Here is a 21,372-nt window from a genome sequence, read left to right as displayed (position 1 = left end):
GCGGACTCCATCAGACCACAGCTTGTTCTGCCCCGGTTTGTTACATATCAATAAAGGGCAAGGGCCATCATCGCATATCGAGGCCCCCTGCGGTCCGCAAAAAATGGCGAGCCTTTACCACCACCCTTTATCCATTCTTTGATGTGGCTCAGGCCGGCTCGGACAAAAGTCCTGCGTTGGCCCCCGCGCAGCCCCTAGAATAGGCTCGTTCCGATCACCCCCTTCTTCCAAATTTTCAAAGGAAACGAAAATGAGCATATTCGAGTGGTTCAGCATCAATCACACCCTGGTGACCATACCGCTGGGCGGCGGTTACGCCATGTCGTGGATTGAAGCCATCGGCACCCTGTTCGGCCTGGCCTGCATCTGGTTCGCCAGCCAGGAGAAGACCATCAACTACCTGTTCGGCCTCATCAACGTCAGCCTGTTTGCCATCATCTTCTTCCAGATCCAGCTCTACGGCCTGCTGATGCTGCAGCTGTTCTTCTTCTGCGCCAACGTCTACGGCTGGTACGCCTGGACCCGCCCCGCCAACGAGCAGGGTGACAGCCTGCAGATCCGCTGGCTGAGCAAGTCCAAGCTGATGGTGACCGCCGCCCTGAGCGTGCTGGCCATCGCCCTGCTGACCCTGTTTATCGACCCCGTGTTCGCCACCCTGGCACGCACCTCGGTCGCCCTGCTCAACCTGTTCGGGGCCGGCCTGGCTACCCCTGAGCCCTCCCCCGACGCCTTCCCGTTCTGGGATGCCAGCATGACGGTGCTCTCTGTGGTGGCCCAGATCCTGATGACCCGCAAATACGTGGAGAACTGGATCCTCTGGGTGGTCATCAACATCATCAGCATCGGCGTCTATGCAGCCCAGGGCGTCTACGCCATGTCGCTGGAGTACCTGATCCTGCTGTTCATCGCCGCCAACGGCACCCGCCTCTGGATGCTGGCCGCCAAACGTCCGCAGCAGGAAGTGATCGCATGAGCCTGCTGCCCCATCTGCAATGCCGCCCGGACCAGATTGCCGAGCGGGTGGTGCTGTGCGGCGATCCGGCCCGGGTCGATCGCATCGCCAGTCAGCTGCAAGGGTGCGAGTCGCTCGGCCAGAACCGGGAGTTTCGCCTGATCAACGGCCATCATCAGGGGCTGCCCGTCACCGTCTGCAGCACAGGCATCGGCGGCGCCTCCGCCGTCATAGCGCTGGAGGAGCTGGTGCAGGCGGGTGCCCGCTCACTCATCCGGGTCGGCTCCGCCGGCGCCCTCCAGCATGAGATGGCGCTGGGGGATCTTATCGTGGTGGAGGGGGCCGTGCGCCACGATGGCGCCTCGCTGGCCTATCTGCCCCCCGAGTACCCCGCCTGCGCCGACATTCGGCTGCAGGCCGCCCTGCTCGACCATATCGCCGCCAGCGGCCAGCCTCACTGGCACGGTCTGGTGCGCTCCCACGACAGCTTCTACCGGGATGACGAGCAGGCGGTGTGCCGCTCCTGGCACGAACGCGGCCTGCTGGGGGCGGACATGGAGACGGCCTCCCTGCTCACGGTCGGTCGGCTGCGCAAGGTGCGGGTGGCCGCCGTGCTCTGCAACGTGGTGGCCTTCGAGCAGGACGTGCAGCAGGGGGTAAGCGACTACGCCAGCGCAGAGGCGGCCATGATGGCCGGCGAGCGGCTGGCCATCGCAGCCGCGCTCCATGCGCTGGCGCAATAGACCGGGTCTGCCGGGGCCGCAAGGCCCTGGCAAAACGTTAAGCCCGGCACATTCAGAGGCGCCGGGGCTGGCATCCCGACTGCGCTCTTGCTAGCCTCATGGCCCTCGTTTCCCCGCGCGGGTTTCTCATGCAGCAACAACCCTATCCCCTCGGTCGCTTTCACGCCGAACTTGCCGCACTCGAACCGCGCTTTGCCGCGGCGCTGGAGGCCTGCACCCTGTTTCTGCGCCGCTACCTGCCGGGCGAGCCCATCATGCGTCAGGGGGAGCTGAGCGAATGCCTCTATCTGGTGGCGACGGGACGGGTCTCCCTCAACAGTGCCGTGCACTCGGGGCGCCTGTTTCAGCTCGGGGAGATAGCGTGCCAGCGCCAGATCTTCGGCGAGATGGAGTTCTTCAGCGCCACCCCGGTGCAGTGGAGCGTGGTGGCCGAGACAGAGCTGGATGCCAGCGTCATCTGTGCGCACAAGCTGGCCCAGCGGCTGCTGGCCGAACCCGAGCTGACCCTGTTCTTCGCCTCGGCGCTGGCCAGCGACTATCTGGATACCCTGGACATCACCACCAGCCGCCTGCTGCACCCCATCGCCTACAACATCGCCTTTGAACTGTGGCGCGAGCGCCAGCGTACCCCCATGCTGGGCTCGCGCAAGCGCTCCCACGAGGCGGCGCGCTTTGGCACCACGGAGCGCGTCTACCGCCGCGCCCTCAAGGAGCTGGTCGAACAGGGGATAGTGTGCGAGGGCGCTGACGGCCCCACCATCGCCGATCTGGCAAGGCTGCGCGCCTATCTCGACCTTTAATCTCGATTCACTCTTCACCCCTATCGGAGCATCCATGTCTACCTATCCCGAGTTCACCTTCTTCAGCCGCTTCGTGGCCGATATTCAAGCCGGCCGCAAGACCATCACCATACGCGACGAAAGCGAAGCCCAATGGCAGCCCGGCCATCGGCTCTCACTCTTCACCAATCCCGAGCAGCAGCCGTTCGGTGCCATAGAGGTGATCTCTGTCACTGCGGTCGCCTTCGATGAACTGAGCGAGGAACACGCCCGCCAGGAGAACATGACCCTCCCTGAGCTCAAACAGGTGATCCGCGACATCTACCCCGCCCTGCCGCCACTCTATGTGATTGAATTCAAATTGATTGCCTGATTGATGACCCGAACCGGATTTGGCCCTGGCCGAGCAATATGTTAATAGTGTTCCTTTTGAATCGTGGAGAAGCCGAACGTGTTTGAGATAGCGAGCCTGAAAGAGGGCATGATGCACGGGGTCGAGCTGTTCCAGCTGCTGCTGGAGATCATCTCCATCGCCTGCGTGGTGATAGGGCTTGGCAAGACGCTCTGGCTGGCGGCACGAGTCCGGGATCACGCCCCCGGTTTCCCCCGTATCCGCCTCTGTTTTGGCAGCTGGCTCATTCTGGCGCTGGAGTTCCAGCTCGCCGCCGACATACTGGCCACCACAGTGGCGCCGAGCAAGGAGGAGCTGATCCGTCTCGCCATCATCGCGGTGATCCGCACCTTCCTGAACTACTTCCTCGGCAAGGAGCTGGAAGCCCAGGCTGAGCGCCAGCAGGAGCAGCACGGCGAACCGGCCAGGGCAGCCCAATAACACGCCCGAAGCCGCTTGCGCCAAGGCGCCGCCATCCCTGCCCCGGCACAGGATGGCGGTATTGTGACCCTCCCCTCACTTTTGACAATCAGTCACTTATGGAACCCTTTTCAGCCACTCCCCCGCCCTGTTGAGGCCAACCCGGAGCGCCTAGAATGGGGTTACCCCTTCCCCAGCCGACCCGCGCCATGATCCCTCTCGACACCTGTGTGATTTACCAGATCTACCCCATGAGCTTTCAGGACAGCGATGGCGACGGCATGGGCGACATCAAGGGCATCTGCCAGCGCCTGGACTATCTGGCGACTCTGGGGGTCGACCTGCTGTGGCTCACCCCTGTCTATCGCTCCCCCAAGCGGGACAACGGCTATGACGTGGAGGACTACCGCGCCATAGACCCCGCCTTCGGCACCCTGGCCGAGATGGAACAGCTGATCAGCGATGCGGCCGCTCACGGCATCGGCATCATGATGGACATAGTCGCCAACCACACCGCCACCGAGCACGCGTGGTTCAGGCAGGCGCTGGCGGGGGATCCCCATTATCAGGCCTACTACGTGTTTCGGGATCAGGCCTTTGTCGATGCCCACCCGGTGGAGTCCATCTTTGGCGGCAGCGGCTGGCAATACGTACCGGCGCTTGATCGCTACTATCTGCACAACTTCGACATGAGCCAGGCCGATCTGGACTGGGACAACCCGGCGGTGCGCGCCGAAATGGCGGAGGTGATCAACTTCTGGCTGGCCAAGGGGATAAAGGGGTTCCGCTTCGATGTGATCGACATGGTGAGCAAGACCTGGTCGCCCCTTGCCATGAGCAACGGCCCCCGCCTGCACGACTATATCCGCGAGCTCAACGCCGCCAGCTTCGGCAACAAGGGGATCGTCACGGTCGGCGAGACCTGGGGAGCGGATCTCGCCCACATGCAGCACTATTCGAACCCGAATGGCAGCGAGTTCAGCATGGTGTTCAACTTCGAACACCTGGGGCTGGGGCAGGACAAGTGGGCATCGCATTTTGACCCCCTCGCCTTCAAGCGGGCCATGGTCCGCCACCAGCAGGGGCTGCACGGCCAGGGCTGGAACAGCCTGTTTCTCAATAACCACGACCTGCCCCGCGCCGTCTCCCGCTTTGGCGACGACAGGCCAAAGTGGCGCGAGCCGAGTGCCAAGCTCTGGGCCCTGGTGCTGCACATGATGCAGGGCACCCCCTTCATCTATCAGGGAGAGGAGCTCGGCATGACCAACCGCCACTGGCAAGCCGATGAGCTGCGCGATGTGGAGGCCATCCACTACAGTGCCAGCCAGCCGGATCTGGCTCCTGCCGAGCTGAGCCGACGGCTGGATGCCATCGGCCGCGACAATGCCCGTACCCCGATGCAGTGGGATGCCGGCCCTCACGCGGGCTTCAGCACAGCCAAGCCCTGGATCGCGCTCAACGACAACCACATCGAGATAAATGCCGCCGAGCAGCTGGCCCGCCCCGACTCGCCGTTTCACTGCTATCGCCAGCTGATTGAATTGCGCAAGGCCCACCCCGTCATTCGCCACGGCGACTTCGAGCTGCTGGATGGGGAAGACCCCGAGCGCATCGGCTACCGCCGCCACTGGCAGGATCCGGCAAGCGGAGAGCGGCACACCCTGCTGCTGCTCGCCAACCTCACCGCGGGCACCTTGCCCATGCCCCAGCTTGAGCTGGTAGAAAAGGAAGCCACCCTGCTGATGGGCAACTACCCGGACGCACCCACGGCCACCTTCGCCCCCTATCAGGCCGCCGTCTGGCTGATGCAGGCAAGCGAGCAGCCACAGGGAGGGATTGAACCAGGCGGAGGCCCTGCTCAGGGGCAGCGGTGGCCTGGATTGCATCACCTTGCACCACGAGTAGCGAGCGCTTGAGTCAAATGTTCAACCGACGGTCATTTGACTCGCAGGCGGGTTCTGTGTACTTTGCGACCAGAATTTTTGTTGGACTGCTTTTCCATGTTGTACATCCTGTTCAAATGCTCTGTCAGGAGGCTGTGCTCCGTGCACTAACACGATGAAGTGTTGCCCGGAGCCATTCCTCTTCTGAATCTTCATCAGCTGCGTGCATGCCCTCTCACAGGGAGGCTGCCCCGCATCTGATGAAAACAGGAGACTCAGGCCGGCGAGATGCTTCATCGCCGGCCTTTTTGTTTCTGATATTCAGGACAAAGTTTCAATATTGCTTGAAACGGGGGGCCGGTACGCCAAGTACCGCCCCCCGTTTTTTATGGATGTAGCACCATGAGTTTACTCACCATTCAAAACCTGACTTGTCACCTGGGTGACAAGACCCTCTACCAGCAGGCCAACTTCACCCTCTTCGCCGGTGAGCATATCGGCGTCACGGGCAAAAACGGCGCGGGGAAAAGCACCCTGCTGAAACTGCTGCAGGCGGAGCTGTTGCCCGACGGAGGCGACATCCTCTGGCAGCCCGCGGTGCGCCTCGGTTATCTGGATCAGCATGGCGAGATGGATCCGCAGACCAGGGTGCGCGATCAGCTGCAATCCGCCTTTGCGGATCTCTACCGGCAGGAGGCCGAGATGATGGCCATCTACGCCTGCCCGGCGAAAAGTGCCCAAGCCCGCCACCTAGCACGCGCCGCCACCCTTCAGGCCAGCCTGGAAAGCCGGTCGTTTTATCAGATCGACAGCCACATAGATGCGGTGGCTGATGGCCTGGGGATCACGCCATTGGGCATGCATACCCGGCTGGGGGAATTGAGCGGTGGACAAAGGCACAAGGTCATGCTGGCCCGCCTGCTGTTGCTCGCGCCGGATGTCCTGTTGCTGGACGAGCCGACCAATTATCTGGATACCCGTCACCTCGACTGGCTGGCGGACTATCTGGGCGGCTTCAAGGGAGCCTTTATGCTGGTCTCCCACGACCAGGCCTTCCTGAACCGGATTGCCACGGCCATTTGCGACATAGACAGGCAGAAAATCCGCAAGTTCAAGGGCAATGTCGACAAGGCCATGGCCCAGAAAGCCAGCGAGGATGCCGCCCACGGGAGGCAATATCTGGCGCAGCAGCGACATATCGACAAGCTGGAACGGTTCATCGACAAAAATGGGGCCGGGGTCAATGCCAGCATCGCCAATGGCCGCAAGAAGCAGCTGGCACGCATAGACAGGCTGGCCGCACCGGGACAGGAGAAGCCCCTCTCCTTCTCGTTTCGCTCGGCCCCGCACAATGGCCAGCAGCTGATCGCCGCCTCGAAACTGGTCATTGGCTATCAAGGCCCCTTGCTGGCGCCCATCTCGCTGACCCTGAGCCGTGGCGACAAGCTGGTGATTGCCGGGTTCAACGGCATAGGCAAGTCCACTCTGCTGAAAACCCTGGTGGGGGAACTGCCCGCGCTGGCCGGTCAGCTCGCCCTGTCACCGGCGCTCAAGCTCGGTTATTTCGAGCAGGCGCTGTGCTGGCGCTACCCGGATGCCACACCTGTCAATCTGGTGAAAGCTGTGTGCCCGGGCGTGGATGACAACGCGGCCCGGCAGCATCTGGCGCGGTTTGGCATCACGGGAAAGCAGGCCGTGCAGCCGATTGCCTCCCTCAGTGGTGGCGAGCAGACCAGAGTCAAGCTGTGCCGACTGGCCCTGCAACCCAGCAACCTGCTGGTGCTGGATGAACCGACCACGCACCTGGATGCCGGCGTCAAAGCGGCCCTGCAACAGGCATTGCAGGACTATCCAGGTACCGTGGTGCTGGTCTGCCACGAACGGGAGTTCGTCGCCCACTGGCCGGATCGGGTGGTGGAGATCCCGTCCCTCACCGCCGCCGACCACATTGAGCATCGTTAAGGTAGAAGATATGTTATTGAAAATATTACTGTTCTTGATTGCATTCCTGGTGGGTGCCGATGAACTTATGCTGGGCCCCATACTGGCGCCCATAGGCCGGGAGCTGGGGGTTCAGCCCGAGCGCGTGACCCTCTTCATCACGGCCTACAGCCTGGCGCTGGCGATGATAGCCCCCTTGCTGGGTACCCTCTCGGATCGTCTGGGCCGAATGAAGGTGATGCTGCCTGCCACCCTGCTGTTTGGCGCCGCCTCTGTGGTCACGGGTCTGGTGGTGAGCTTTGAATGGGGGCTGGCAAGCCGGGTGCTCACCGGCCTCGCCAGTGCCGGCATGCTGCCCATCGCCTTTGCCATGGCCGCAGACAGCGCGGGGACAGACGCCATGAAGCGCATTGCCTGGGTCCAGGCAGGCCTGACCCTGGGCATGATAGCGAGCCCGGCCATCGGGGCTCTGCTGACCCAATGGCTCTCCTGGCGGGCTGCCTTCATCCTGCTCGGCGTGTGCGCCTGGGGGGTGGCGGCGGCGCTGACCTTGCTGCCCGCAGGTCAAGATCCGGCAGAAAAATCGGCTGCGCATCAGGAGGACAAGGACCCCCGCCTGCTGGCCATCCCGGGCGCGGTCGGGGCCCTGCTGGCCATGTGCCTGGGCCTTGGCGGCGGCATAGGTCTGTTCAATCTCGTCGGTCAGCACCTGCGCGATGCCCAGGAGTGGTCCATCGGGTCCGTGGGGGGCTTGTACGCCCTGCTTGGCATCATCAGCGTCGTCGGCAACCTGCTGATGCCCCGCCTCTCTGGCCGGGTCGAAAGCGGGCGTACCCTGATGCGCCTGGCCTTGATGGTCTGCCTGCTGGTCAGCGTCTGCTTCTATCTCTCTCCGGCCGGGCAACTCATGCTGCCGATACTGCTGCTGTGGGCGCTGGCGGGCGGCATAGGCTCGCCGGCACTGCAGGGCTATATTGCGCAGCTCTCCAGCGCTCACAGAGGCATGCTGATGTCGCTGGCGATGACCATGATGCACCTCGGGGTCGCGCTCTGGTCCGCCGTCGCCGGGTTCGCCTACAGTGCCGGGCCTCTGGCCATGGCGCTGCTGGCCATGCTGCTGTTCGGCAGCGCCATTGCGCTGCTGCGCCCCGTCAAGCCCGCCGGCTGAAAAAGGGAGCGCGTACTTCGGGCCCACGCCCATCCCGTACACGGGCCGCCCATCCGCCAGGATCGGCGGCCCCATATCTCACTGTGCCGGCACTGCCAGCCCGCACGCTTCCCACTCACACCATACTCGCTGGCCCTCATACCAGGCTCAGCTCTCGCGATGAAGTATCTTAATCTATTGATTTATCTGACGTAAAAAGCGCATTTCAGCTTGCTCATATCCACCGCCAAATGCGCTGAGGCAAATAGATCCCATTGCGTTCAGGGTGCGGACAATGAATAAAAGATGTATTCACTGATTATTTATCCCGTTTGATGCCTTCTCTCCAACCCTCTTACTATGCCTGCGACCTATCCATGGCCGGTTGCCTGCAACCGGCCTTCAAACTGGCATAGCAAGTGGACAACTCATGATCACCACAGACGGTAACAACGCGGTCGCCTCAGTGGCGTACCGCACCAGCGAAGTCATCGCCATCTACCCCATCACCCCCAGCTCCAGCATGGCGGAGCAGGCGTCGGCCTGGTCGAGCGATCGGGGCCTGAACCTGTGGGGCGACGTGCCTCGCGTGGTCGAGATGCAGTCGGAGGGCGGGGCCATCGCCACCGTCCACGGCGCCTTGCAGACAGGCGCACTGGCGACCTCCTTTACCTCATCCCAGGGCCTGCTGCTGATGATCCCCAACCTCTACAAGTTGGCGGGTCAGCTCATTCCCTTCGTGCTCCACGTGGCGGCGCGTACCGTCGCGACCCATGCCTTGTCCATCTTCGGCGATCACTCGGACGTGATGGCGGTGCGCCAAACTGGCTGCGCCATGCTCTGCGCCAGCAACGTACAGGAGGCCCAGGATTTTGCCCTGATCTCCCAGGTGGCCAGCCTCAACAGCCGGCTGCCCTTTATCCACTTCTTCGATGGCTTTCGTACCTCCCACGAGATAGCCAAAATAGTGCCGCTGGCGGACGATACCCTGCGTGCCCTGCTGCCGGAGGCGGCCATCCGTGCCCACCGCGAGCGCGCCCTGAGCCCGGATCACCCCGTCATTCGCGGCACCGCCGCCAACCCGGACACCTATTTCCAGTGCCGGGAGGCCACCAACCCCTGGTATGACGACGCCTACCGTCACGTGAGCGAGGCGATGCAAGCCTTCGGTGAACAGACCGGCCGTCACTACCAGCCGTTCGAATATCTGGGTCACCCGGAGGCCGAGCGGGTGCTGGTGCTGATGGGGTCCGCCATCGGCACCTGTGAGGAAGTGATAGCGCGGCTGACTGAGCAAGGGGAGAAGGTGGGGCTGGTGAAGGTGCGCCTCTACCGTCCCTTCTCAGCCTCGCATCTGCTGGCTGTCATTCCCGAGAGTGCCCGCAAGATTGCGGTGCTGGATCGCACCAAGGAGCCGGGTGCCCATGCCGAGCCGCTCTATCTGGACGTGATGAGCGCGCTGGCCGAGGCGGTCAGCCGGGGCGAGCGTGCCAACCTGCCGCGGGTCATCGGCGGTCGCTACGGCCTCTCCTCCAAGGAGTTCAATCCGGCCTGTGTGCAGGCCATCTTCGATGAGCTGATGCTGGACAACCCAAGGCCGCGCTTCACCGTCGGCATCTTCGACGACGTCACCGGCCTCTCCCTGCCGCTGCCGACGTTGGATTATCCAAGCCAGAGCAAGCTGGAGGCACTATTCTACGGCCTTGGCAGCGACGGCACCGTCTCGGCGGCCAAGAACAGCATCAAGATCCTCGGCAACCACACAGAGCTCTATCCCCAGGGCTATTTCGTCTACGACTCCAAGAAGGCGGGCGGCCTCACCGTCTCCCACCTGAGGGTGAATGAACGGCCGGTACAGTCGGCCTACCTGGTGGACGAGGCGGACTTCATCGGCTGCCACCAGTGGCAGTTCATCGACATGTACCAGATGGCGGAGCGACTCAAGCCGAACGGCATCTTCCTGCTCAACAGCCCCTACGACGCCGATCAGATCTGGCAGCGACTGCCGCAAGAGGTGCAACAGGTGCTGCACGAGAAGCGCGCCCGCCTCTACACCATCAACGCCGCCAAAATTGCCCGGGAGTGCCAGCTCGGCAGCCGCATCAATACCGTGATGCAGATGGCCTTCTTCCAGCTCACCGCCATCATACCGCCGGCAGAGGCCACCGAGTTGCTCAAGCAGGCCATCGCAGCTAGCTACGGCAACAAGAGCGCCGAGCTGGTCGAGCGCAACTGGCAGGCGCTGGCCGCCACCTGCGAGGCGCTGATCCCGGTGCCGCTGCAGGCGCTTGACCACTCCAGCCACCAGCGCCCCCCCGTGGTGTCCGCCAAGGCCCCCGACTTCGTCCAGACCGTCACCGCCGCCATGCTGGCGGGGCTCGGCGACAGCCTGCCGGTCTCCGCCTTCCCGCCGGACGGCACCTGGCCGGTGGGCACCACCCGTTGGGAGAAGCGCAACATCGCCAAGGAGGTGCCGATCTGGCAGGCGGATCTCTGCACCCAGTGCAACTACTGTGTGGCCGCCTGCCCGCACTCGGCCATCCGCGCCAAGGTGGTGGACAAGGACGCGCTCGAGGGTGCCCCCGCGACCCTGGATGCGCTGGATGTGAAAGCCCGCGACATGCGCGGCCAGCAATATGTGCTGCAGGTGGCGCCTGAGGATTGCACCGGCTGCAACCTCTGCGTCGAGGTCTGCCCGGCCAAGGATCGCACCGATCCGAGCCGCAAGGCGATCAACATGGCGTCCAGGCTCGACCATCTCGATGCCCAGAAGGCGAACTACGACTTCTTCCTGGACTTGCCCGAGCGCACGGCCGAGCAGCTGGAGCGCATCGACATTCGCACCTCCCAGCTCATCTCGCCGCTGTTCGAATACTCGGGCGCCTGCTCCGGCTGCGGCGAGACTCCCTACATCAAGCTGCTGACCCAGCTCTACGGGGACAGGCTGCTGATCGCCAACGCCACCGGCTGCTCCTCCATCTATGGCGGCAACCTGCCCACCACCCCCTACACCACCAACGCCGAGGGCCGTGGCCCAGCCTGGGCCAACTCCTTGTTCGAAGACAACGCCGAATTTGGCTTGGGCTTCAGGCTCACCGTGGATCAGCACCGTGAGCGGGTACGCCGCCTGTTGACCGGTCTGGGGGACGCCGTTCCGGCCGAGCTGCAACAGGGGCTGCAAGACGCCAGCCTGCCGGTCTCCGAGCAGCGCGCCCACATTGAGCAGCTGCGCAGCCTGCTGCAGGGTCGCACCGAGCCTGGCGCGGCTGAGTTGGCGAAGGATGCGGATCACCTGGTGGACAAGTCGGTCTGGCTCATCGGCGGCGATGGCTGGGCCTATGACATCGGTTTCGGCGGGCTCGACCACGTGCTGAGTCTGGGGGAGAACATCAATGTGCTGGTGCTCGACACCCAGTGCTACTCCAACACCGGCGGCCAGCAGTCCAAGGCGACGCCGCTCGGCGCCATCACCAAGTTTGGCGAGCAGGGCAAGCGCAAGGGGCGCAAGGATCTCGGTGCCAGCATCATGATGTATGGCCACGTCTATGTGGCGCAGATCTCCCTCGGCGCCCAGATGAACCAGACGGTGAAGGCCATTCAGGAAGCGGAAGCCTATCCGGGCCCATCGCTCATCATCGCCTACAGCCCCTGCGAGGAGCACGGCTACGATCTGGCCCAGAGCCACGAACAGATGAAGCAGCTGACCGCCACCGGCTTCTGGCCGCTCTACCGCTACGACCCCCGTCGCAGCGAGGAGGGCAAGGCACCGCTTGCGCTGGACTCTAGGGCGCCAAACGCCTCGCTGACCGAGACCCTGCAGCAGGAGCCCCGCTTCAAGCGGCTGGAGCGCCAGCTGCCGGAGATCGCCACCCAGCTCTACCGGGAGGCGGAGCTGGATGCAAACCGCCGCTTCGCCTGGCTGAGCCAGCTCGCCGGCAAGGAGGCCCCCTCGCAGGAGTGATCAAACTGCCGGCGACCAGTGAAACCGGATAACGAAGAGGGCTCCCCGCGGGGAGCCCTCTTGCTATTGCATGCCAGCGGTTGCTCAGGCGTGGATGCTGGCCAGCTCGTGGCGTTTCAACGCCAGCAGCGTGATGAGGAAAGCCGCGGTGGCGATCAGCGCCATGCCGATATAGGTGGCACTGAAACCGGGAGCCAGCTCGGCCGGGCTCAGGCTGGCCAGGTTGTGGCTGGTGCCCGCCGGCAGGGCGGAGTGGAACAGCACGGAACAGATGGCGACCCCGACCGCGCCCCCCAGCTCACGGCCGAAGTTGAACAGGGACATGCCGATGCCGCGATCTTCCCGTGGCAGGGCATTTTGCACCACCACGGAGAGCGCCGGCAGCACCAGGCCCAGCCCCAGACCGGCGAAGCCCAGCCCCAGATTGGCCCAGACATCGAAATGGATCTGCCACAGCGCCAGCGCCGACAGGGCGAAGCCCACCACCACGAAGCGTTTGTAGTAACCGGTGCGGCCGATCAGCTTGCCGCCGACGAAGGCTCCCGCCGTGATGCAGACCATGAAGATCACCATGTAGAGACCGCTCTCGCTGGCTCCCATCCCCTTCTGCCACTGCATCTGCAACGGCAGATAGACCAGCACGGCAAACATCAGCAGCTGGGAGGCCAGCGCCAGCAGCACGCTCACCAGATAGCCGGGCAGCCGGACCAGATGGGCAGGTAATATGGGGTCATGGGCGCGCCGCTCCACCAGGATCAGCAGCAGCAGGGCTATCGCCAGTCCTGCCGCCAGCCAGATGGCGGGCAGCGCCGTCTCGGGCGAGAGCAGCAGCAGGCTCAGCGTGGTGACGGTGATCAGCAGCGCCGCCCCCTTCCAGTCGAAGCGACTGTGGCGGCGCACATTGAGGTGGCCCAGGTTGCGGTTCACCAGCCAGAGCGCGAGCGCCCCGAGCGGCAGATTGATCCAGAAGATCCAGCGCCAGCTCAGCTGTTCGGTGAAGTAGCCGCCGAGCAGGGGCCCGGCGATGCTGGAGACCGCATAGACGGCTGAGATGTAGCCCTGATACTTGCCCACCTCCCGCGGCGGTATGCTGTCGGCGATGACGGTGAAGGCGAGCGCAATCAGGCCGCCGCCCCCCAGCCCTTGCAGCACGCGGGCCGCCAGCAGGGTCGGCAGATCCTGGGCCAGGCCGCAGGCCACGGATCCGGCCAGAAACAGGCCGATGCCGATGTTGAGCATGCGCACCCGGCCGAACATGTCGCTCAGCTTGCCGTAAATGGGCAGGGCGGCGGTGGCCGCCAGCAGGTAGGCAGTGACCACCCAGGTGAGGGCGGCGCCGGCGTTCAGCTCGGCGCCTATGATGGGCAAGGGGGTGGTGACTATGCTCTTTTCCAGTGAACCCAGGGCGATCACCAGGGCCACGCTCGAGAAGATGGTTTTTGGGGACATATAGGGGCTCGCTAATTTGAAATGCCAGAATCTGCGGCGCAGAACTTGTTATTGTCTCATAAATCACCAGCCGATGGCCAAAACCACTGCCATGGCGCCGCCAGCCCGCAACCATGACGGCGGTCGCGGCACTGCCTCCTGCATTCTGATAGGCTGGCTGTTCACACCCCAAGAGGAAGCAGCCCCATGTCCGAGCAGTTCCGGTTTGATCAATACGACGCCCTGATTTTCGATATGGATGGCACTCTGGTGGACTCCATGCCCCTGCATCTGGATGCCTGGGAGGCAACCAGCGCCGAGTTCGGTCTGCCGTTTGATCGGGCACGGCTCAATGAATACGGCGGCATTCCCACCCGCAAGATAGTCGCCATCCTGGCCGAGCAGCATGGGCTGGAGATCGATGTGGATGCCTTCACCCGACGCAAGGTGGCGCTCTATCTGGCGCATATCGACAAGGTCAGCGTGTTTCCCGCCATGTGGGAGCTGGTCAAGCGCTGCCACGGCAAGGTGCCCATGGGCATAGGCACGGGCTCATCGCGGGATCATGCGCAGCGCATTTTGAAAAATACCGGTCTGGATGCCTATATCTCTGTGCTGGTCAGCGCCGATGACATCGACAACCACAAGCCCCACCCCGACACCTTCCTGAAAGTGGCCGAGCTGCTCGGCGCCAATCCCGCCAACTGCCTGGTGTTCGAAGATACCCAGATCGGCATTCAGGCAGGCAAGGCCGGCGGTATGGCCACCCTGCTGGCCACCGAAGGCGAACTGCAGCGGGTGTGAGACCGGGTTAGCGACGCGCCCGCCACTGCTGCCAGAGTCCGCCAAGGAAGGCGAGCAGGAAGAGGCCCAGGGCCATCTCCCAATGGAAAATGAAATAGAGATCCTCTGGCAGGGACGCCAGATAGATAAACAGGGCGCTGAACAGGCCGCGACAGAGCGGCCCTTTCAAGACAGACCAGCGCAGCAGCGTGGCAACGCCGGCCCCCTTGCCAGACAGGGCCATCAGCTCATCCCCAGCAGGCCGAGAATGCCGGCGACTGTGTACCACGGATTGTGCACCCTGCGCTCCTCTTCCAGCGCCTCATGATCCTGCAACAATGTCAGCGCCTCGGCCGGGGTATCGGCAAAAGAGGGGGCAACGACAGTCACAAACCCCTGCTCGACCAGTTGGCGACGCTCATCGTCATAACCGACAGCCCAGGTATCGAGATAGGTAAATGACTGACCTTGTTTGAAGAAGTGATAGCGAGACATGGCGGGCTCCGAGGCATTGGACCCCCACTCTACACCGGCGGTTGCAAACTGGCTCACCCCGAATGGGTAGCCAGCTCACTCTCAGTTTGCCGTCACCTCATCCTCCCCCTTGTCACCGCCAGGGGCGGCGCCCGTCGGTCTGGCAAAACCCAGCTCGGCCATGCAGCTGTCAAACGCGGCCTCCCCCGGTTTGCCACTCTCCTTGCAGCTCTCAAAGGCCGCCTTCATCTCGGCCGACATCTCGCGAGGCGGCTTGGGCGGGGTGCGGCTGCCCTGATCGGCGGCCATGGCGGTGGCAGTGGCGAGGAATAACAACAGGGGCAGAACACTCTTCATGGCATGACTCCGAATAACGCGCGACATCCACCGCCGGAGGGCGGCGATGGCCCGCTCAAGCGGGCGGTTTCATGCTAGCGAAAAATCAGGAAAAGCAGGGTCAAGGCGGGGTAAAGGGGACGTCAGGCCTGCGTAAAACCCATAAAAAACGCCCCTCGCGGGGCGTTTTTTCCAACCATCGCCGTTACATGGCGTTGGTGGATTCGAAGATCTTGTCGGCCGAGGCTTCGACGAAGCCCGGGTAGAGTACGCCATCGGCCTGCGGGTAGCGCAGGGCGAACTCGTAGAAGCAGCTCGGAATGGTGCGCACGCCGTCGCTGAAGGGTACATCCGCCTTGTCGGCCATGGTGGAGGATTGCTCCAGCATCACCTGCGGGTCTCCTTTCACCTCGCCACCCACGCCGTTGAGCACGAAGCCGGCCGCCTTGAGGGCGGCGTTGACCTGTTGGATGGTATCGAACTGCTTGAGGCGATTGATATTGACCGTGAAGTGATTGGCACGATAACCCCAGGCCGCCATCCAGGCTGCGTACTCACTTTCCGCCAGCAGGGTCTGGTAATCATCCCAGGAGACCTGCCAGGGAGCGCCCGTATAGAGGAATGCCTGGGTATCGGTCAGGTGATCGGGTACCTGATCCGCCAGCTTGTGAATGATGGCCTGGGCAGCCTCGGAGAGCACTTCCACCTTCAGCTCGCTGATGAACACCTTGGGGGCATCCGGATCTTGATGCTCGAAGTGCTTGGCGTAGAGCTTCTTGGCCTTGAACACGTACTCGCCCTTCTGCTCGTAGCCGAGTGCCAGGAAGTGGGCGGCCAGCTTCTCCAGCCCCAGCTTGGGCAGGTTGTAGGTGCGAAACGCCACGTGATCGTTGACGATGGGCTCGCCGCCACCCAGCAGGGTGTGGACCTTGAGGGCACTCGGGGTGACTTGAATGTAGTTATCCCACAAGTGACCGAACAGGGTGTCGATATCCTTTTGCATCTCTCTTTCCTTTGATTGCGGGTACAGACAAGGGCACCTGTTCAGTGCCCCTTTTATTTTTTGTTATCAGCGCTCAGCGCAGAGGAGGACAGTGTCAGCCGTGGCGGCCTTGCTGCCGGCCTCTTCCTTGTTAAAAGGTCAAACCCGGAGACAGCTGATCCGGCATGGCAGCCTTGCTGTCTTCGACGGAAGCCACCGGGTACGCACAGTAGTCGGCAGCGTAGTAGGCGCTCGCCCTGTGGTTGCCGGAGGCACCTATGCCGCCGAACGGCGCGGCGCTGGAGGCGCCCGTGATGGGCTTGTTCCAGTTGACGATACCGGCGCGGATCCGCTTGAAAAAGTGCTGCCAGTCCGCCTCGCTGTCACCCAGCAGGCCGGCCGAGAGGCCGAAGCTGGTGGCGTTGCCCTGGTCGATGGCGGCATCGAAGTCGTCGTAGCGAATCAGCTGCAGCAGCGGGCCGAAGTACTCTTCGTCCGGCAGCGTACCAACCGCGGTCACGTCAATGATGCCCGGGGAGACGAAACCGGTGCCCGCTTCCAGGTGCTTGAGGGAGAGCAAACTCTCGCCACCCAGCCCTTGCAGCTTGGCTTGCGCCTCAACCATGCCGAGCGCAGCTCGCTCGCTGATCATGGCGCCCATAAAGGGTTGTTCGGCGGCGTCATAGAGACCGACCCTGATCTGGCCGACCACCGCCACCAGACGCTTGACCAGGGCATCGCCCCGGGCGCCGCGCTCGACAAACAGACGGCGCGAGCAGGTGCAGCGCTGGCCTGAGGTGATGAAGGCGGACTGGACTATGGCGTGAACTGCGCCGTCGATATCGCTCACATCCTTGACGATGAGCGGGTTGTTGCCGCCCATCTCCAGCGCCAGGATCTTGCCGGGCTGACCGGCAAACTGCTGATGCAGGAAGTGGCCGGTACGGGACGAACCGGTGAAGAAGAGACCGTCGATATCCGGGTTGCCCGCCAGCGCCTTGCCGGTTTCCACCTCGCCCTGCACCAGGTTGAGCACGCCCTTGGGCAGCCCCGCCTCCTGCCAGATCTTCAGCATGGCCTCGGCCACCATGGGGGTCAGTTCGGAAGGCTTGAACACCACGGAATTGCCGGCGATCAGCGCAGGCACTATGTGACCGTTTGGCAGATGGCCCGGGAAGTTGTAGGGGCCGAACACGGCGACCACGCCGTGGGGCTTGTGGCGCACGAACGCCTTGGCGCCCGGCATGGGGTTTTCGACCGTGCCGGTGCGCTCGTCATGGGCGCGGATGGAGATGGCGATCTTGCCCTGCATGGCGGCCACTTCGGTGCGGGTCTCCCACAGCGGTTTGCCGGTTTCGCGGGCTATGGTGAGCGCCAGCGCCTCCTTGTGCTCGCCGAGCAGCTCGGCGTAACGGCGCACTATGGCAAGACGCGCCTCCAGGCTCATATCAGACCAATGGTAGAAGGCGCTGCGGGCGGCCTTGACGGCGGCATCCACCTGGGCGGCGCTGGCGGCGCCCCCTTGCCAGATCACCTCGTTCTTCGCCGGATCCCTTGACTCGAATGGCTTGCCTTCACCGGCAAGCCATTGACCGTCTATCAGTTGTACTAACTGGCTCATCCATTCACTCCCTGTGGTTCGCAAGCAGCCTTGGCTGCCTGTTTCATATGCGGTTTTACTGCCAATACGGCTCAATCGAGATCGACGGCCCGTACCATGTCGCCATCTTGCACCTTGAGTGCCGTCGCCATCTTGGGCGGAATGATGGCCTCGTGCTTGTCCAGATCGACCCGGATATTGCCGTAGCAGGCACGGTAGTGCTCGTAGCGGGCATTGCAGACCAGGTGGATCTTGCCACCTATGGGTTCGCCGATCAGCACCCGCAACTTCTGGCTGCGGCGCACGCTGCGGATATTCTTCACGTCACACTCGACTGTAGGGCCGGCATCGAAGATGTCGACATAGCCCCGGTTCACGAAGCCTTCATCCTGCAGCATCTTGATGGCCGGGCGGGTCTTCTCGTGGGTCTGGCCGATGACGGCGCGCGCCTCGTTGCTCAGCAGGTTGACGTAGATGGGGTACTTGGGCATCAGCTCGGCGATGAAGCGCTTCTTGCCGATGCCGGTGAGATAGTCGACGGTGGGAAAATCCATCGAGAAGAAATGCTTTTGCAGCCACTCGTAGAAGGGGCTGTGACCATTGCCATCGGAGACGCCACGCATCTCGGCAAAGACGGTATCGTCGAATAATTCCGGGTGCTCGGCCATGAACAGGAAACGGTGCTTGGAGAGCAGGCGGCCGTTGAGCCCCTCGCGGGCGCATTCACGCAGAAACAGGGTGCAGAGTTCGGAATTGCCTGTGTAGTCATTGGACAGGGTGAGCGTCTCGACCACGTTGTAGATGCCGAGCTTGGGGGAAGAGTGGACCACCTTGCCGATGTGATAGTTGTAGAACGGCTGGGACAGGCCCACGGCCGCATCGATGGCACAGGTACCGACCATTTCGCCGGTCTCCAGATCCTCAGCCACGAAGAAGTAGAGGCAATCACCCTTACCTGCCGGTTTGTCCGAGAAGGTCTGGGTCGAAGCATCTATCTTGCGCTGCAGCAGTTCATCGTTGACGGGCAACGAGGTCATGCCGGTGCCGGATTCGATGGCACAGGTCTTGAGACCGGCAAAATCTTTTTGCTCGATGGGACGGATAACCAACATAAATGACAACTCCCTTTCATTGACGACAGGTGGGGTCCCGGCTCCTGCCGGGAGGGCTCCCCACCTCAATTTGGATCAGGCGTTAACCACCTGGGCAACCGCTTTCTCGAACCGGGCCAGCCCTTCCTTGATGTCCGCTTCCGGGATAACCAGCGAGGGGGCGAAACGCACCACGTTGGTACCCGCGACCAGTGCCATCAGCCCCTGATCGATGGAGGCCAGCAGGAAGTCACGGGAACGGCCCTTGTAGTCGTCGTTCAGCACGGCGCCGAGCAGCAGGCCCTTGCCACGCACTTCGCTGAAGCAGTGGTACTTGGCATTGATGGCGTCGAGCCCAGCGCGGAACAGCTGCTCGCGGTGCTTGATGCCGCTCAGCACTTCCGGGGTGTTGACCACGTCGATCACCGCCTCGGCCACGGCGCACGCCAGCGGGTTGCCGCCGTAGGTGGAGCCGTGAGTACCCACTTTCAGGTGAGCCGCGATCTCGTTGGTGGTCAGCATGGCACCGATGGGGAAGCCGCCGCCGAGCGCCTTGGCGCTGGTGAGGATGTCAGGCGTAACGCCCAGACCCATGTAGGCAAACAGATCACCGGTACGGCCGACCCCGGATTGCACCTCGTCATAGACCAGCAGGGCATTGTGCTTGTCGCACAGCTCGCGCACGCCCTTGGCAAACTCGTCGGTCGGACGAATGATGCCCCCCTCCCCTTGCAGCGGCTCCATCACCACGGCGCAGGTATTGTCGGAGATGACGGCAGCCAGCTCCGCCAGATCGTTGTAAGTCACATGGGTGATATCCGCGGGCTTGGGACCGAAACCATCGGAGTAGGCGGCCTGGCCACCGACGCTGACGGTAAAGAAGGTACGACCGTGGAAACCCTGATGGAAGGCGATGATCTGGGTCTTGTGCTCCCCGAACTTCTCGATGGCGTAACGACGGGCCAGCTTGAGGGCCGCCTCGTTGGCTTCGGCGCCCGAGTTGCAGAAATAGACCTTGTCGGCAAAGGTGGCGGCAACCAGCTTCTTGGCCAGACGCAGAGCCGGCTCGTTGGTCATCACGTTGGAAAGGTGCCACAGCTTCTCACCCTGGGTTTTCAGGGCTTCGACCAGCTTGGGATGACAATGGCCGAGGCCATTGACGGCAATCCCGCCGGCAAAATCGACATACTCACGGCCTTCCTGATCCCAGACACGTGACCCTTCACCACGCACCGGGATGATCTTGGCGGGCGCATAGTTGGGAACCATCACTTCATCAAACACTTCACGTGTCACTGCCAACAACTCTGACATATTGCTCTCCTTCGATCTGGCGACAGAATAATCCACCGCCCAAAAGTTAAATCCATGTAAACACATCGGCATTGTCACAGAAAAAAAGCTAAAAGTCTGCAACAAAGCGAGTTACAGGGAACAATGTTCGATTGCCTGTGAGATTTTAGGCAACCGCATTGCATAACGGCTCAGGGGGTATTGGCAAGAGATAATTTGGACAGGGAGGGAGGTGAATAAAGTGTCAGGGAAAATATTTTTGGCCTCATTTCGATTCTGGGAGGCCGATCACAACTATTCAGGAACTTGCTAAAAAATTGGCCAGCAATTGGTGGCCCTGTTCGCTCAAAATGCTCTCCGGATGGAACTGAACCCCCTCTATATTCAACTGCTTGTGGCGCAGGCCCATGATCTCGTCAAAGGAGCCATCGGCGTGCTCGCTCCAGGCGGTGATCTCGAAACAGTCAGGCAGTGTGCCCTGATCCACGATCAGCGAATGATAACGGGTGACCCGCAGCGGGTCGTTCAGACCGCGAAATATACCCTGCCCCTGATGGCGGATGAGCGACGTCTTGCCATGCATCACCTGACGGGCGCGCACCACCCGAGCCCCGAAAGCCTGCGCCAGCGACTGGTGGCCGAGACAGACGCCCAGAATGGGAAGCTGGCCGGCAAACCGGCTGATGGCAGCAAGGGAAATGCCCGCCTCATTGGGGGTGCAGGGGCCGGGAGAGATCACCAGATAACGGGGGGATAGCTGCGCTATGGCGTCCAGCGTCAGTTCATCATTGCGCTTCACCACCACCTCTTGCCCCAGGGCGCCAAAATACTGCACCAGGTTCCAGGTAAAGGAGTCGTAGTTATCGATCAGCAACAGCATGGGGTAACCAGAAACAGAGAATCAACGATCCAGATAACGACCCTGTTCCATTTCGCGCTCGCGCTGACACTCGGCCAGATAGATGGCGGCGGCGATGGCAGGGGTCTTGTGGTATTTGTCGATGGCGTTGGAGACCATCAGCTGCAGGGTATTGAGGTTCTTGGCCTTGCGAAATTTACGCAGCCAGTGACCCTTGTCGCCCAGCTCTTCAATCATGGTATTGGATTCGACAGACATGCTTACTCTTGGGGCAGAAGCCCGCGTTTGAAATTGGAAGATGAATTAACG

General features: G+C 62.5%; 20 protein-coding genes. 10 read left to right on the top strand and 10 right to left on the bottom strand.

From position 1 onward, the window contains the following. The first annotated feature begins 250 nt into the window (after positions 1-250). The 9 genes from pnuC (at position 251) to nifJ (ending at position 12,217) form a co-directional block, all read left to right on the top strand. On the top strand, positions 251-973 hold the full coding sequence (gene pnuC, locus IU367_RS05665; protein WP_043135629.1) for a nicotinamide riboside transporter PnuC: 723 nt from the start codon (positions 251-253) through the stop codon (positions 971-973). Beyond that, on the top strand, positions 970-1,695 hold the full coding sequence (locus IU367_RS05660) for a nucleoside phosphorylase (RefSeq protein ID WP_274453655.1): 726 nt from the start codon (positions 970-972) through the stop codon (positions 1,693-1,695). Before pnuC ends, IU367_RS05660 begins: the two co-directional genes overlap by 4 nt. Before the next feature lie 128 nt (positions 1,696-1,823). Next, positions 1,824-2,495, top strand: a complete 672-nt coding sequence (locus tag IU367_RS05655) for a Crp/Fnr family transcriptional regulator (protein WP_274453654.1) — start codon at positions 1,824-1,826, stop codon at positions 2,493-2,495. Between the two features lie 34 nt (positions 2,496-2,529). Next, positions 2,530-2,847 (top strand): N(4)-acetylcytidine aminohydrolase, encoded by a 318-nt coding sequence (gene yqfB, locus IU367_RS05650; protein ID WP_274453653.1) that lies wholly within the window; start codon positions 2,530-2,532, stop codon positions 2,845-2,847. Between the two features lie 78 nt (positions 2,848-2,925). Further along, positions 2,926-3,306, top strand: a complete 381-nt coding sequence (locus IU367_RS05645) for a DUF1622 domain-containing protein (RefSeq protein WP_241278492.1) — start codon at positions 2,926-2,928, stop codon at positions 3,304-3,306. A gap of 188 nt (positions 3,307-3,494) precedes the next feature. Continuing rightward, on the top strand, positions 3,495-5,201 hold the full coding sequence (locus IU367_RS05640; protein WP_274454347.1) for an alpha-glucosidase: 1,707 nt from the start codon (positions 3,495-3,497) through the stop codon (positions 5,199-5,201). A gap of 369 nt (positions 5,202-5,570) precedes the next feature. Continuing rightward, a complete protein-coding gene (locus IU367_RS05635) occupies positions 5,571-7,130 on the top strand; it encodes an ABC-F family ATP-binding cassette domain-containing protein (protein ID WP_274453652.1) in 1,560 nt (519 codons plus the stop codon). A 10-nt stretch (positions 7,131-7,140) separates the two neighbouring features. Beyond that, on the top strand, positions 7,141-8,277 hold the full coding sequence (locus IU367_RS05630) for an MFS transporter (RefSeq protein ID WP_274453651.1): 1,137 nt from the start codon (positions 7,141-7,143) through the stop codon (positions 8,275-8,277). A gap of 409 nt (positions 8,278-8,686) precedes the next feature. Then, positions 8,687-12,217, top strand: coding sequence for a pyruvate:ferredoxin (flavodoxin) oxidoreductase (nifJ, locus tag IU367_RS05625; RefSeq protein ID WP_274453650.1), 3,531 nt, complete (start codon positions 8,687-8,689; stop codon positions 12,215-12,217). An 84-nt stretch (positions 12,218-12,301) separates the two neighbouring features. On the opposite strand, the gene IU367_RS05620 is transcribed toward nifJ, so the two are convergent. Next, a complete protein-coding gene (locus IU367_RS05620; RefSeq protein ID WP_241278498.1) occupies positions 12,302-13,666 on the bottom strand; it encodes an MDR family MFS transporter in 1,365 nt (454 codons plus the stop codon). A 186-nt stretch (positions 13,667-13,852) separates the two neighbouring features. Between IU367_RS05620 and IU367_RS05615 the strand changes: the two genes are divergently transcribed. Then, complete coding sequence (locus IU367_RS05615) at positions 13,853-14,449, top strand: HAD family hydrolase (protein WP_241278499.1); 597 nt, start codon at positions 13,853-13,855, stop codon at positions 14,447-14,449. A 7-nt stretch (positions 14,450-14,456) separates the two neighbouring features. On the opposite strand, the gene IU367_RS05610 is transcribed toward IU367_RS05615, so the two are convergent. From IU367_RS05610 to IU367_RS05570, 9 genes are all read right to left on the bottom strand, one after another. Beyond that, complete coding sequence (locus IU367_RS05610) at positions 14,457-14,672, bottom strand: hypothetical protein (RefSeq protein WP_274453649.1); 216 nt, start codon at positions 14,670-14,672, stop codon at positions 14,457-14,459. Further along, positions 14,672-14,923, bottom strand: a complete 252-nt coding sequence (locus IU367_RS05605) for a hypothetical protein (protein WP_156140160.1) — start codon at positions 14,921-14,923, stop codon at positions 14,672-14,674. Before IU367_RS05605 ends, IU367_RS05610 begins: the two co-directional genes overlap by 1 nt. 81 nt (positions 14,924-15,004) lie before the next feature. Further along, on the bottom strand, positions 15,005-15,259 hold the full coding sequence (locus tag IU367_RS05600) for a hypothetical protein (RefSeq protein WP_043135646.1): 255 nt from the start codon (positions 15,257-15,259) through the stop codon (positions 15,005-15,007). A 184-nt stretch (positions 15,260-15,443) separates the two neighbouring features. Further along, positions 15,444-16,241: a DUF1338 domain-containing protein gene (locus tag IU367_RS05595; protein ID WP_274453648.1), complete on the bottom strand. Its 798-nt coding sequence runs from the start codon at positions 16,239-16,241 to the stop codon at positions 15,444-15,446. Positions 16,242-16,371: 130 nt separating this feature from the next. Continuing rightward, the gene (gene astD / locus IU367_RS05590) at positions 16,372-17,841 is read right to left on the bottom strand and encodes a succinylglutamate-semialdehyde dehydrogenase (protein WP_274453646.1); all 1,470 of its coding nucleotides are present in this window, start codon (positions 17,839-17,841) and stop codon (positions 16,372-16,374) included. A gap of 71 nt (positions 17,842-17,912) precedes the next feature. Next, the gene (astA, locus tag IU367_RS05585) at positions 17,913-18,932 is read right to left on the bottom strand and encodes an arginine N-succinyltransferase (protein ID WP_043135651.1); all 1,020 of its coding nucleotides are present in this window, start codon (positions 18,930-18,932) and stop codon (positions 17,913-17,915) included. A gap of 75 nt (positions 18,933-19,007) precedes the next feature. Further along, positions 19,008-20,225 carry an aspartate aminotransferase family protein gene (locus IU367_RS05580; protein WP_241278504.1) on the bottom strand — a complete coding sequence of 406 codons (1,218 nt, stop codon included), beginning with the start codon at positions 20,223-20,225 and terminating at the stop codon, positions 19,008-19,010. 277 nt (positions 20,226-20,502) lie between these two features. Then, positions 20,503-21,084 carry an aminodeoxychorismate synthase component II gene (locus IU367_RS05575; protein ID WP_241278505.1) on the bottom strand — a complete coding sequence of 194 codons (582 nt, stop codon included), beginning with the start codon at positions 21,082-21,084 and terminating at the stop codon, positions 20,503-20,505. Between the two features lie 21 nt (positions 21,085-21,105). Further along, positions 21,106-21,321, bottom strand: coding sequence for a hypothetical protein (locus tag IU367_RS05570; protein WP_042867714.1), 216 nt, complete (start codon positions 21,319-21,321; stop codon positions 21,106-21,108). Positions 21,322-21,372: the final 51 nt, after the last annotated feature.

Origin of the sequence: Aeromonas bestiarum, assembly GCF_028751155.1 — a bacterium.
Taxonomy (GTDB): Bacteria; Pseudomonadota; Gammaproteobacteria; order Enterobacterales; family Aeromonadaceae; genus Aeromonas; species Aeromonas bestiarum.
Note: the sequence above shows the minus strand (reverse complement) of the source record. Positions and strands in the feature narration are given on the sequence as shown.